Here is a 12574-nt window from a genome sequence, read left to right as displayed (position 1 = left end):
GCACGATCGGAGAACTCCGGAACTGCCAGTTCCGGTATTCGCCCTTCAGGAAGCATCGGGTTCTTGGCTTCCGGCCGAAGTCCGGGCACCCTAGGCCAAGGCTCGCTCACAGCGTCATCGGGGCCGCATCAATCGTCACGAAGCGACCAAAATCGTGCGCCGAAATCGGTTAAATCGGCGGTATCGGGCACCTGTACAGGAGGCGGCATTTGAGTTCCGACGCAACACTCACTCCACGTACGGTCTTGATCACGGGAGGGAGTTCTGGTATTGGCCTGGCGATTGCGCGCCGACTGACCGCCGACGGGCATAACGTCGCTGTGACCTTCAACACGTCAGAGCCACCACCAGGTCTCCTGGCCGTCAAATGCGACACAACGGACGCGACATCGATCGACGAGGCGATCAGAGAGGTGGAGCTGGCGCCGGCCCACGGTCCGGTGGAAGTGCTCGTCTGCAGCGCCGGCGTAACCGCCGACCAGTTGCTGATGCGAATGTCGCCAGAAGCCCTCGAGAAGGTGCTCAGCACAAACCTCATCGGGCCGATGCTTGCAGCACAGCGGACCCTGAAGCAGATGATGCTTCGCAGGTGGGGCCGGATCATCTTCATCGGCTCCGCGGCCGGACTACGGGGGGCGGCGGGGCAAACCAACTATGCGGCTTCGAAGGCGGGACTTATCGGGGTTGCCCGCTCGCTGGCACGCGAGCACGGTGCTCACGGCATCACCGCGAACGTCATTGCACCGGGCCTGACCGACACCGCCATGGTGAGCCGCACGCTCGGCAGCGACCGCGTCACCAAGATGATCTCGGAGATCCCGGTGCCGCGCATTGGTCGGCCGGAAGAAGTTGCGGCCGCGGTGAGCTGGTTGGCGGGTGAGTACTCGGGCTACGTGACGGGGCAGGTCATCGCAGTCGACGGCGGCATCGGCATGGGGCACTAGCTCTAGCCCCGGCCCACAAGCCATCGAAAGCCTGGCTCCAGGGAAGGTCCCCAACTCGAACTGCGCGGCATTCGAGGCCCGAGTGCCGCACAGTTCGAGTTCGGGAAGCCGGCGCCTGTTGATCGCAAGCGGCGCAGGTTGCCGTTTCACATCAGCCGATCACACCTTGGACAACATCTTGGTGAAGCCGGCGAGAACCGAGCAATCCTGGCCACGCATGTCACCCTCGACAACCGAGGATTGGACTACGCGCCGTTGTGCGGTCGCCTTCCTTGGGTCGTCACCATTGGATAGCTCCACGCCAGAGTGTCGCCGTGGGCCATGGCATCGCGTAAGACGGCAAGTTGGTCCGTAGTAACGCCGCGCGCCCGCAATGCGCCCTCTAACTGCCGGCTGTTACTCGCATGCAGGAGGCATCCCGGCTCACCGCCTCGCCACAGCCTGTTGTATACCTCACCTTCGATCTCCACGAGACCGGCAGCCCGCATCGCCTCCGGGGCCCGAGCCGCCCAAGCAGCCGAACCACCATTGGCCTCGCCAATCCCGATTAGAGCCGCCTGGAAGGCGGCGAACGCATCTGCGACCTGAGCGGTCGGCTCCACGAGCATGTCGTCAACTCGACGACAATCCCAGTCGGACAACACCAGCATGCCAGCGGGCTTGAGGGCTGCCACGAGCGCACGCACGACCTTTTCAGGTTCAGGCAGGTGCATGAGGAGTAAACGGGCGTGAATGAGGTCGTAACGCGCTTCACCAAGCGTCAGGCGACGAAAGTCGCCCGCTCGGACCTCGATAAGGTCATGCGACGGGATGTGTCGCGGATCATGATCGACGGCAACAACGTGGACGCCCTGCTTCGCCAGCCACAGCGGGATTGTCCCGGCACCCGATCCGAGGTCCAGGGCAACCATCCCGTCCCTCACACCGACTCGCCCAAGAACACGCGTCGAGTGCTCGTCGAGTATCGCGCTAAGCAGTGTTAGTTGGCGTGCAGCCTCAGAATTTTCGTTATTGAACATGTACGTGCTTTGACGGGCGTCTCGCAAGGAATCGGAGAATCGGGTCACGATACACCGAACAGGCAAAACCGGCCCGACTTGGACACCAACGCAGGTCGGGGTGACCTCACGTCAACGCCTCCTTCCCACGTTTCTTCTATCTGCCAAGGCGGTAATTCTCACAAAAATTGACTTCGATCGACATAGGTGCGTTAGACAACTATCGGGCCGGATGCCGATGTACCACCGGGACGACGCAATGGCGCGTGTGCCGCGGTCGGTGCCGTTCGGAGGGCTGCGCCTGGTGCTGCTGAGCGCGGGCCGGCAGGACACTGCCATTCCGGTGCCGCTCGGTTCAGCGGGCTGGTTCAGTGATGACGGTGCGGTATCCGGCGTCCAGGAGTAATTCGATGCGGTCGTGCGGGGACTGTCTGACGACGCCGTCGATGGTGGTGACGTGGCCCCAGGACTGTGGTCGCCAGGTGTGGGCGTCGAGGATGAGGGTGCCGTGGTCTACGGTGCCGTGCCCGTAGTCATGTTCGGCGTGTACTGCGATCCCGGGGCGGCCGGCCTGGTCGACCGTCGGCCCGTCGAGCCGCAGGCCGGGGGTGTTGCATAGCACCGCAAGCGCGGCCCGGTGTTGGGCCATGGTCGGCAGGATGTGCCGGTACCGCACCGCGATCGCTGCCAGGACGTAGGTCGCCCGCCGGTCGCCGGGACTCCACATCGCCATCTGCCCGGCCAGGGTGGCGGGGTCAGTCGACCACGCCGAGACCGCCAGCCACAGGTCATACCCTGGGTCGGCCGGATCCGGCGGATCCTTCAGCGGCACGACGGCGGGCCGGACGAACGGGTAGGGTTCCCGCGGCTGCCAGTCGGGCACACCCCACGAGCGTTGCCACAACCCGAAGGTCGGCATGCCGGCCGACTCCCACGTGGCGACGTCGGTCTGTTCCAACGGCTGATACCACGCTGAGGAGCCGGGGTCGCGCTGCCAGAAGTCAGCCTGCCGCACCAGCCGGGTGGCGAAGTACTTGTATCGGCCGGGCGGCATCATGACCCGGCGGCCGTCCAACTTCCACGGCGACGGACCAGCCCACACTTGTGTGACGGCTGGTGCGAGCGGATTCGCGGCCGGCGCGGGCAGCAACCTGATGCCGATGGGCGTCGTACCGGACTGTGATGCCGGGTCGGGGCAGAACGCCGGGCGTGGCCGCAGCTGCGCCAGGGTCACCGGACGATCCGGATTTCCCTGCGGACGACCGGCATCGCTGGCCCCGCCGATGGACAGGGCAGCGGTGAGCGCTGCGGCTGCGGCTGTGATCCGGGTCCGCCACCCGGTGGGCGCCCGCCCGCCGGGGTGCCAAGCTGGACGTATGGACGGCGGTGTGGCGGCGGGTCCGCCGTCCGGGCGGGTACCGCGACTGGTCATGTTGCTCGACTCCAATGGAAGATGCTCGTAGGGAAAGAAGCAGCTTCGGCAGCGCGCACAGCCTCGGGACGACCGCGGCGGTCGACCGGCAGCTGGGGTTTCATCCGGCTGATCGGGCGCTATCCGGCGGGTTTGCGAGCGACGACGCCGTAGACGCCGAGTTGCTCCACACCGAGCCGCACACCGGTCTCGACGTTCGGGGTGGCGTCCGGATCGGCGTGCGGGGTGGTGTCGGGGCGCCAGTCGGCGACACCGACGAGTCTGGGGTCGACCGGTTCTAGGCCGGCGGTGAACGCGGTGATCTCGGTGCGGCTGCGGGGGTGGTAGCCCGGGGCCAGGGCCGGTAGCGCGGCGCGTTGCTCGGTGGTGAGGAAGTCGGCGGTCCCGTGGCTGAGGACCAGGAGGCTGCCCGGGGCGAGCGCGTGGAGCAGCGCGCCGACGATGCGGTGCGGGTCGAGGTCGTCGGGCAGGAAGTGCAGCACGGCCACGAGCAGAAGCCCGACCGGCTCGGTCAGGTCGAGGATGGTGCCGGCGCGCAGGTAGTCGAGGATCGCCGCGGGGTCGGCGAGGTCTGCGTCCAGATAGTCGACGGTGTCCGGGATGGTGCTGGTCAGCAGCGCTCTGGCGTGGACCAGCACGAGCGGGTCGTTGTCGACGTACACGATCCGGCAGGCCGGGTCGACGGCCTGGGCGACCTCATGGGCGTTGCCCGGTGCGGGCAGGCCGGTGCCGATGTCCAGGAACTGGCGCACGCCCTGCCCGGCCACGTACCGCACCGCCCGGCCGAGAAACGCCCGGTTTGCCAGCGCCGCGGCCTTGACCACAGGGTGCGCCGCGGCGATCGCATCACCCGATGCCCGATCGGGGGCGAAGTGGTCCTTCCCGCCGAGCCAATAGTTGTAGCGCCGGGCCGGATGCATCACCGACATGTCGAGCTGGGCCTGAGGCCCGTCGCCGGGCGGTGTGGGCGGGACCGGCTCGCCGGGCGTGCCCGGCTGCTGGGAGGTAGGCATGATGACGTTTCCTGGTCGGTAGTGGTCTGGGTGTGGGCGGTCAACGGTGAAACCCGCGCCGGTACGACCGCGCAGCGGATGCGGGCCATCGGCAGGACGTGAGGGCAGGAAGCGCCGGTGCAGCGCCCACCACACCGGCCCGCCATCAGGCGCCCGACTTGGGTCGGTGGCACCTGCAGCCCCGTTCGCGCCGGCGGCGGCCGACCGGATCGAGGCCAGGCAGGACCGGTGGCAGCTGTCGGTCTGTGATCAGCGCTGTCGTGACGAACTCTGGCCCGCAGTGGCCCGGTGGTATGCCTCGACGATCGTCTTGTTGATCCGGCCGAGGTCGCGCACCTCGTAACCGGCGGCGCGGGCCCAGACCCGGATGGCGGTGTTGGCCGCCCGGCGCTGGGCGGCGGCGTTGCTCAGCCGACCCACCGGGCTTATCCCCAGACGGCCGGCGCTCTGCCGCGGGCGGGCCCGCCGCGCCGACCCCGGCCCGGCACCGCGAGGTTGCTGCTGCGCGGCGAGGTTCGCGGCCCGAACGAATGGGGTGAGCGCTGCCCGGAAGTCTGCGGCGTGCGCCGCGGACAGGTCGATCGTGTAGGCGGTGCCGTCCAGTTCGAACGAGACGGTCTCGTCTCCTGGGCTCCCGTCGAGGTCGTCGAGAAGGGTGTACGAGGTGCGTGTCGCCATGGGTGGGTGCCGTTCGTGTCGGGGTTTGGTAGCGGTGACCGCGGCAGCGCCTGCCATCGCCAGCAGCGCGGGCCACCGCGCCGGGTCCAGCGGCCGCGGTTGTTGCTGGACGACGTCCTGGTAGCAGGCCGCGGCCTCCTTCAGGCGGTGTTGCGCGGTCAGCAGCCGCGCCCGGGTGACGGCGAGCATCGCAGCCTGGTACGGGCCGAGACCGGACCACGTACCGAGGTCGGCGATCACTTCGGCGGCGTCGTCGACCTGACCGAGGGCCAGCATCGCGTCGGCGAGCATCCGGACCGCGTCTACGGCGTCAACAGGGTCAACCGCAACGCGATGCTCGATCCTGGACCGGACCTCAACGAGGAGCTGGTACGCGCCGGCGAAGTCGTATGCCTCCAGCAGCGCCCCCGCTTGATCAACGAGCTCGGTCGGGCTCTCCGACGTGCGGTGCCTGCCGCCGCTGCGCATGACGTCGTCGACGTCGCCGGCACGAAGCTCCACATGTCTGGGCTGCCTCACGACGGCCGGTCCTCTCCCGCAGCAGTGGCTTCGGGTCGAGGGTCGTCGGCGCGGCCGGAAGGATCGACAAGGGCGACGTGGCGTCCGGCCCCGATACCCGCAGCGGTGCCGCCGGTGTGGCGGGCGTACAGGAGACCGGCGACGCCGAGCGCACCCGCATCCTTCGCGAAGATCCCGGCCGCGCTGAGCAGCCGCCGGGCACGCTCGGTCTGGCCCGCCTCGACCGTGACGGTGTGGTTGGCGCCGGTGCGGCTGCCGAGACGCGGCTGCAGGGGCGACAGCGGCCACGGGCTCCGGCCGCCCGCTCCGTGGTCGTCGTCGCTGGTGCGGGCAGCCGGGATCCTGTCCGTCGGTACGGCAGTTGTAGCAGCGTCTGCCGGCCCTGCGGTGACGGCGATGAGGGTTGTGGGCCAGCCGAGCAGACGCAGCGCCGCGTCGACGGCGACACCGATCCCGTCGTCGTGCGGCAGCCAGATCGTGTCCGGCGGTTCCGGCAGACCGTCGAGGATGCCGACCGTGTACACGGCGAGGGCGTAATGGCCGTGGTTGCCGTACGGGCCGGGGACGTTCCCGTCGCCGGCGCCGACCTCTGCCGCCGCACGTTTGCTGGCCTGCACCGCGTCGGCGTAGCTACCGACCACGAGTTCCTGGCCAAATCCGTACCGGGCCGACGGCGGTGCCGCTGCCGCGCCCGAGCCGGGGTCGAGCGCCGGTGCTGCGGTGGCGGGGACGAACCGGGTGGTGCTGATCATGGCCCGGGACGCGGCGACCATGACAGTACTTGCGTAGGTTGTGCACATCGTGCACGCCCCGCAGACACCGACGAACAGCTGGGTGTGGTCCTGCGCGTATGCGGCGTCAACGACCCTGCTCGCCATGAGGGTCGCGTACCGTTCGGCGAATGGCGCTTCGCCGGGCAGCACCAGGACCCGGCTCCCGGCCGGCAGACCAGGCACCGCACGCGACGGGGGGTCGGCCACCATGGCACCTCCATCTGGATGACGTGACAACAGGCGACGAGCGGATGCGGGCATGCCCGGCGAGCAGCGGCCGGCTCGGTGACCAACCCGGTGACTGGGTCAGCCGGGGCGATCGGACCCAGCCATCGCGGCACACCGGTCACGGCCTCGGTGAGGTCTCCGCTGGCGTGACGTCGTGCTCGACGGCAGCGGTGTCCGGCACCGTTGCATCGACAGCGCCAGCGGTGCCGGCGGTGCGCGGTAGGGCTCTGAGCCGAGACATGATGCTGCGCACGGTGGGCAGGACCGCGGCGGTGTGCCACTGGGTCGCGCCGTCCCGGACGAACCCGGCCGAGGTGATGCCCGCCTCGATGCCGGGCAGGTGGGCGCAGCCCCAGATCAGTACGGTGTCCTGCTCGGTGCCCCACAGGGCTTCCAGGGCGAGCGCGTCGCGCTGGTCGATCAGCACGGCGTCGACGCCGGAGGCGGGTGTGCCGGACCGGGCGGCGCGTCGAGCGCTGCTCCAGACGGTGAACCGCAACCCAGTGAACATCAGGTGCAGTAGGAGCCGGAACTGTTCGATGCTGCGCGGGTCGTTGTCGGGCCGGTCGAACATCTTGATCCCGCGCACCTCGCCGCGCAGCATCACCTCCGTCCCGATCCGCCGCATGATCTCCAGGGCGCTGAGGTCGACTTTCTGCCAGCGGTCCGGGTAGCCAAACGCGTCGAGTTGCCGGACCCAGCCCAGCTCGGTCACCCGCCGCAGTTCCAGTTCCACCTTGCGTTCCCGCATGGCGAGGACGGTGCGTTCGTCGTCGGTCAGCGTCTGCTCGGTCTGCTCGTCGGGAAGCAGCAGGGACGAGGCTTCGCACTGCACGACCGCGCCGTCGGCCTCCAACTCGTCGATGACGGTGCGCAGCCCGGCGAAGTAGCCGGGTTCCCCCATATGCATCGTGCCGATCACGGCGATCCGCCGGCCAGTGTCGGGGTGGACGAAGTGGTGGACCGGCGTCTGCAGCGTCCTGCGGCGGAACCGGAGAAAGTCGGACATGCTGTCGGGTGCTCCTCGTGGATTACGGATCGTGGCTGGAAAAGGGCGCTGGTTACACGACGTCAGGAGGTGCGTAACCGGGTTCTGGTCACGTGTGTGGTCACCGCCGCAGCAGGTGGCGGGTCAGGTGAGGCATCGCTGGGCCTGCCGCAACCTGCTCAGGAGCTGAACCGCGACGGCGGGGCTGAGCGGCTCGCCGACGGTGTCGAGGTCGGTGAGGGTGACGGCGGCCCGGCGCAGGTGGTGCCAGCCCGACGCCCACCGGCCGCTGTCCAGGCCGTCGCAGTTGTCGTAGACGGCGTCGCTGCCGCCGCTGCGGACGTAGTCGTGCAGGACCGTGGCCCAGTCACCACTGGCCGGGCTGGCGTGGTGCAGGGCGGCGAGGTCCAGCAGGACCGGGCCGTGGTAGGCACGGGACCAGCCCAGCACTGCCCGCCCAGCGGCGGTGCGGTGGACCCGGGCCGGGTGCAGCTGCCCGTGGCACAGGCCGCGCGGCTGCCGGTCGGCGCTGCCGCACCGCACCTCAGCCACCCGCCGCACTGCGGGCAGCACGTCGCGGATCACCTCGGCGGCGACGCCCGCCATTGCCGCGTGCCGGGCCAGAAGTTCCGGGATCTGCCGGGTCACCAGATCGGCGAGGGAGGTGCTGTCGATGACCGGCAGGTCCGACGGTGGGACCTGCACTTCGGTCTGGTGGACCCAGGCGGCGAGCGTGGCGGTGTCGTCGACGGTGACCGGCCGGACAGCGTCGGCCGGTCCGAGGTCGTGCAGCAGCATCCCCGCCCAGCCGCCGACGCGTGCGGCGGCGAGGACGCGAGCTGCTGGCAGGTCGGTGCTTCCGATCGCGGCGAGGACCGCTGCTTCGTCGGCGCTGCTGGCGGCCCCGTCCCCCGACCGGCAGGCGTGGCTGCGTTTGAACACGACGGTGCCGCCATCGGTGAGCCAGTAACGGCGGGTGACGCTGCCGTGCGCCCCGTCGTGCACACCGCCCAAGACCTTGGCGGTATCCTGCCGCACCGTGCCGGCGTACGCGCCGAGCATGGTCCCCAGCAGCGCCTCATCGACGAGGTCGAGACGCTCGGGCGCCTTGAGCATGGTGCTCACCGGAGCGCCTCCGTCGACGCCGTCACCTGTGCCGGGAGGAACATCACCCGCGAGCTGCCTGCCGGGCACTGCGGCTGCGGTGCTGGACGTCCCAGGGCGGCGGTGTCAGCGGGCTGGGAGAGGACCGGCGGCCAGAACGATGGGACCCTCGACCAGCCGGTCTCCGGGAGTGCGCACCCGCAGCGGCTCGTGTCGAACCGGAGAACGACCCGGTCCGTGCCGGTGCCGGTCTGGTAGCGCAGCAGCCGCCCACTGACAGCATCGACAACCACTGTCACCGCAGCGGGACCCGCCGCGACGCGGAACGCGACAGCACCGCTACCACCGGCTGCGTCGGTGTCGGTCGTGGTGAGCGTCGGCAGACCGGCGAGGACCTGCAACACCGCGGCCCGCTGCGACAGACCGAGGGAGCGGACGCCGGCAAGGTCGGCAAGCACCGCCACCACCAAGGCGTCCTGCCTGCCCCGCTCGTCCAGCTCGTCCTGTGTGTCGGGAGGCAGCATGGCGGCGGTGCGCACGGCGATTCGGTTCGCCAACAGATCAGCGTCGGCCGGAACGGGATTGCCGACCGGTGACACCAGCGCACCGGCCTCGTAGCGGTTCACTATCGGGACGGGCCACCGGCCCGGAAGCTCGTCGGTCTGCGCGTCGGGCGCTGGGCTGGCGCGTGGCTTTGTGGGCACGGTCGCCTGTGTCTGCGCAACGATGCCGCCACCGTCCGGCGTGACCCAGCGCAGGGAGTCCACGACGAGCGTGCCGTGGCCGGCCGGGACGCTCCGCTGCACGTGCAGGTAGCTACCCGAACCGAACCCCACAGGGTCGGCGGCGCTGGCCGCGATCAGTTGGAGCCGTCCAGCGAGCAACAACAGCCAGGCGCGGGGGTCCCGCACGACAGTGTCCGGGCGTACGACGGGTCCGGCCTGCGCCGGACGCAGCACGGGCGCCGCCCCGCCCGCGGCGGTCAGCAGCACAACGGTCAGCAGCGCTGCGAGCCGCTGGGGCGGCCACGGCCCCCTCTGCGTGCTCGTGGCCTGCGGGCGTGCCGCGTCGGCTGTCTGGCTGGCGGCGCCGGTCGCGGCACGATGACCGGATGCCGCAGTTCTGGGTGTTCGCTGGGTCATCCGACGCTTCCCAAGTTCGTAGAGGTGGGGTTCGGGGGGCGGTGCATCGGCCACCACGGTGTGCCGTCCGGGAGCCGGCCGAAGCCGGTGGTGGTCCAGCCGTGCCGGGCGAGCAGCCACCGCCCGGCCGCACCGAACGCCACGGTGGTCGCAGGCTCCTCGGCGGTGTTCAGGTCGAGATGGCGGGCACCGAGCAACGCTGCGGCCCGCGCGATTCCGGCACGGCCGGGCCCGGCGGCGACCGCGAACAGCAGCAGTTGGCCGCCGGGTGCTGCTGCAGCTGGGACGGCGCTGCGCAGGATGTGTTCGAGCGTCGCCCATCGTTCGGCGTAGGCGCCGTCGACGCTGGAACGGCGCAGTGATGCCAGCTCCGGTAGCGGCCGGTTGGTGGGATGCCACACCGCGACGCCGGTGCGGTCGTCGAGCATGTCCGCCGCGCCGCCGTGTTCCACCACGTCCTGGATCAGCAGCGCGAGGTCCAGGATCAGCTGGTTGACCGAGGTGACGTCCGGGGCGAGCCACCGGGAGACGAACCGGGTAGCAGGCAGTTGGTCGCGGAGGCTGTCCGCGCACGCTGACGCCCCGAACGGCCCCGGCAGCACCGACATGACCCGCAAGGCAGCGCTCACGACGCCCGCCCGCCCAGGCCGGTGTCGTCCACGTCGCCCGGATCGCCCGCGTCGCGGCCCGGCCGGAACCCGCCGGCGACCGCGGGATGCCGCACCGCGACCTGGGCGGGGGGCAGCAGTCCGAGCAGGGGTGCACCATCGGGCAGCGGCTGGCTGAGCATGGCGGCGACACCGACCACGACGGCGGTGGCGAGGACGGTCCGGCAGCGGTGGACGCGTCGTCGACGCTGTGCCACTTTCTCACCGCGGATCTGCCGGGCGATGCCCTGGAAGTGTGCGCGGTCGAGTCCGAGCGGGGGTACCGGTCTGCCCTGTAATGGATCCAGCAGGTGCGCGACCGCCCGCAGGAACGCCTCGTCCGCTTGCGCACGAGCTGCGGGTGAGGCGTCGGCCGGTTCGAACTGCTGTCCCCACGCCTGCAATGCCTGCCGTGCGCGGTCGGTGCGGATCTGCTGTTCGTTGGTCGGCCATCGGCTGGCCAGATCCCGCAGCCCCGCACGCCACGCGCCGGGGGTCGCCGGCAGCGGGTGTCCGGTCGGGATCCGCCATTGCCTGTCCCGGCCGGTCATGACACGGCCCCTGCGTCGCCGACGCCGCCTCGCGGACGGCGGCGATCCGCCTGCGACTGCGGTGCTCGATCGCCGTCCGACCGCAGGCGGCGGCTGCGAGCCGTTGTCGGGGACGACGGCGCTTGTCGCCTGCCAGTCGGCCCGCCGCGGCCGCGATTCTGGGCGCCCTGGTGGGTGAGGTCCTTGTTCACGGTGCTGTAGACGCTGCCAAGGGCGACGGCTGTCTCGCGCATCGGCTCCCGCCTGACGACGTGTCGGCGGACCATGTCGGCGCGCACCGCGGGCGTCCGCCAGCGGCCCGGCCTCACCGGTTCCGCCGAGCGGTCCGTGCCGGTCGTTCGTTCGGCAGTATCTGCGGCAGCCATGCGAACCTCCTCCGAAGTCGTGTCAGTGAGCGTGGTCAGGAACCAGCAGAGGTCACCGAGCTCAGCAGCTGCTTTCGCGGAGCGAACGTGAGCAGACCCGGCTCGCCGGCGGCGGTGAGTGAGGTCGGAGCCGGAGCCGGTGGTGGGGCGGCGGCGCGGGTGATCGCCGTCGCCGCGAGCAGCACCGCGCCCGGCGACAAGGGTGGGGAGGGTGGTGGTTGGCCGGGGAGACCGTGACCTGCCCGACGTGGTCACGGTCTCCCCGGCGGGCATGCTGCGGCGGTGACCGGGTGGCTGCCTCCACCAGGTGCAGCATGCGGATGCGATGACACGCCACGGGGACGGCGGCATCGGAGGTCGGGTCATGGCAGCAGCTCCGGGCAGGCGAAGCTCCATGCGGCGCTGCGGGTGCGGCGCAGACTGTCGGTGCGGCTGGGCCGGCGGCGGCGCCGAGCGCACACCGTCGCGTGGTTCCCACCTGTGGGCGGCCCGGCCACGGGTGGGTGCGGCAGCTCGGACAGCGCTGGCGTGCCGCCGCCCGTGCTGCCGCCGGTCGCGGCGAACGCGGCGAACGCCTGCCGGGACGTGTGGGCGGCCTCCTTGGCGCGGCCACAGGCGGCCAGCATCGCGGCGAGGTCGAGCCGCATGGCCACGCTGTGCAGGTCGGCGGTCCCGTACCTGGCGGACCAGCGTTGCCAGGCACCCGTCAGGCGGGTGATCCCGGCCTGGCAGTACCCGGCGGCGTGTTCGGTGACGGCGAGCCGCACGCAGGCGGTGATGGTCGTCGCGGCGAGCGCCCCGTCCCGGCCGGTCAACACGGCAACCAGCCGGCGTCGCACACCGATCGCTGCGGTGTCGAGGCGATACGCGGCGAGGACATCGGCGAGCACGGCGGCGGCGTGGACGGACTGGTCGTTGTCTGCGCCGCGCGTCGACGCGCTGGCCCGGTGCGCGTAGCGGGCCCACCGCAGCGCGGTCGGGTTCGGGGTGCTGCGTGAGGTGAGGGCTTCGGCGTAGACGACGCCGGCGTCGGCGAGGTCGACGTCCGGTGGGGCCGTGTCCGGGTCGACGTCGAGCAGCCCGGCGCGCAGTAACGCGGCGGTCAGCACCGGCTCTCCTGCGGCCAGGTGGCCCTGGCCCAGCCTGGTCAAGGATCGCAGCGCCGGCACCGGCACTGCCAGCAGCGACGCTA

General features: G+C 70.7%; 12 protein-coding genes. 1 reads left to right on the top strand and 11 read right to left on the bottom strand.

All coding sequences use genetic code 11. The features are described 5' to 3' along the window. The first annotated feature begins 209 nt into the window (after positions 1-209). Positions 210-944: an SDR family oxidoreductase gene (locus ABD332_RS50375; protein WP_344512562.1), complete on the top strand. Its 735-nt coding sequence runs from the start codon at positions 210-212 to the stop codon at positions 942-944. Positions 945-1189: 245 nt separating this feature from the next. Here the strand turns inward: ABD332_RS50375 and ABD332_RS50370 are convergent, their stop codons facing one another. The 11 genes from ABD332_RS50370 to ABD332_RS50320 all read right to left on the bottom strand — a co-directional run bounded on the left by ABD332_RS50370 (position 1190) and on the right by ABD332_RS50320 (position 12533). Continuing rightward, the gene (locus tag ABD332_RS50370; protein ID WP_344512560.1) at positions 1190-2011 is read right to left on the bottom strand and encodes a class I SAM-dependent methyltransferase; all 822 of its coding nucleotides are present in this window, start codon (positions 2009-2011) and stop codon (positions 1190-1192) included. A 286-nt stretch (positions 2012-2297) separates the two neighbouring features. Next, positions 2298-3044: a hypothetical protein gene (locus ABD332_RS50365; RefSeq protein WP_344512558.1), complete on the bottom strand. Its 747-nt coding sequence runs from the start codon at positions 3042-3044 to the stop codon at positions 2298-2300. Between the two features lie 449 nt (positions 3045-3493). Continuing rightward, positions 3494-4387 (bottom strand): SAM-dependent methyltransferase, encoded by an 894-nt coding sequence (locus ABD332_RS50360; RefSeq protein WP_344512557.1) that lies wholly within the window; start codon positions 4385-4387, stop codon positions 3494-3496. 249 nt (positions 4388-4636) lie between these two features. Further along, on the bottom strand, positions 4637-5584 hold the full coding sequence (locus tag ABD332_RS50355) for a histone-like nucleoid-structuring protein Lsr2 (protein WP_344512556.1): 948 nt from the start codon (positions 5582-5584) through the stop codon (positions 4637-4639). Next, the gene (locus tag ABD332_RS50350; RefSeq protein WP_344512554.1) at positions 5581-6567 is read right to left on the bottom strand and encodes a hypothetical protein; all 987 of its coding nucleotides are present in this window, start codon (positions 6565-6567) and stop codon (positions 5581-5583) included. The genes ABD332_RS50355 and ABD332_RS50350 overlap by 4 nt, the downstream gene beginning before the upstream one ends. 136 nt (positions 6568-6703) lie before the next feature. After that, entirely contained in the window at positions 6704-7594 is an 891-nt protein-coding gene (locus ABD332_RS50345) for a hypothetical protein (RefSeq protein ID WP_344512553.1), read from the bottom strand. A gap of 123 nt (positions 7595-7717) precedes the next feature. Then, on the bottom strand, positions 7718-8698 hold the full coding sequence (locus ABD332_RS50340; protein ID WP_344512551.1) for an aminoglycoside phosphotransferase family protein: 981 nt from the start codon (positions 8696-8698) through the stop codon (positions 7718-7720). Then, positions 8695-9819 carry a hypothetical protein gene (locus ABD332_RS50335; RefSeq protein ID WP_344512549.1) on the bottom strand — a complete coding sequence of 375 codons (1125 nt, stop codon included), beginning with the start codon at positions 9817-9819 and terminating at the stop codon, positions 8695-8697. The genes ABD332_RS50340 and ABD332_RS50335 overlap by 4 nt, the downstream gene beginning before the upstream one ends. Then, positions 9816-10448: a hypothetical protein gene (locus ABD332_RS50330; protein WP_344512547.1), complete on the bottom strand. Its 633-nt coding sequence runs from the start codon at positions 10446-10448 to the stop codon at positions 9816-9818. Before ABD332_RS50330 ends, ABD332_RS50335 begins: the two co-directional genes overlap by 4 nt. After that, the gene (locus tag ABD332_RS50325) at positions 10445-11017 is read right to left on the bottom strand and encodes a hypothetical protein (protein ID WP_344512546.1); all 573 of its coding nucleotides are present in this window, start codon (positions 11015-11017) and stop codon (positions 10445-10447) included. The genes ABD332_RS50330 and ABD332_RS50325 overlap by 4 nt, the downstream gene beginning before the upstream one ends. Positions 11018-11744: 727 nt before the next feature. Further along, the gene (locus tag ABD332_RS50320; protein WP_344512544.1) at positions 11745-12533 is read right to left on the bottom strand and encodes a hypothetical protein; all 789 of its coding nucleotides are present in this window, start codon (positions 12531-12533) and stop codon (positions 11745-11747) included. Positions 12534-12574 lie beyond the last annotated feature (41 nt).

Origin of the sequence: Dactylosporangium maewongense, assembly GCF_039531485.1 — a bacterium.
In the GTDB taxonomy this organism is placed as follows: Bacteria; Actinomycetota; Actinomycetes; order Mycobacteriales; family Micromonosporaceae; genus Dactylosporangium; species Dactylosporangium maewongense.
The sequence above is the reverse complement of the archived record's forward strand: the minus strand, read 5'-3'. Positions and strand labels throughout refer to the sequence as shown.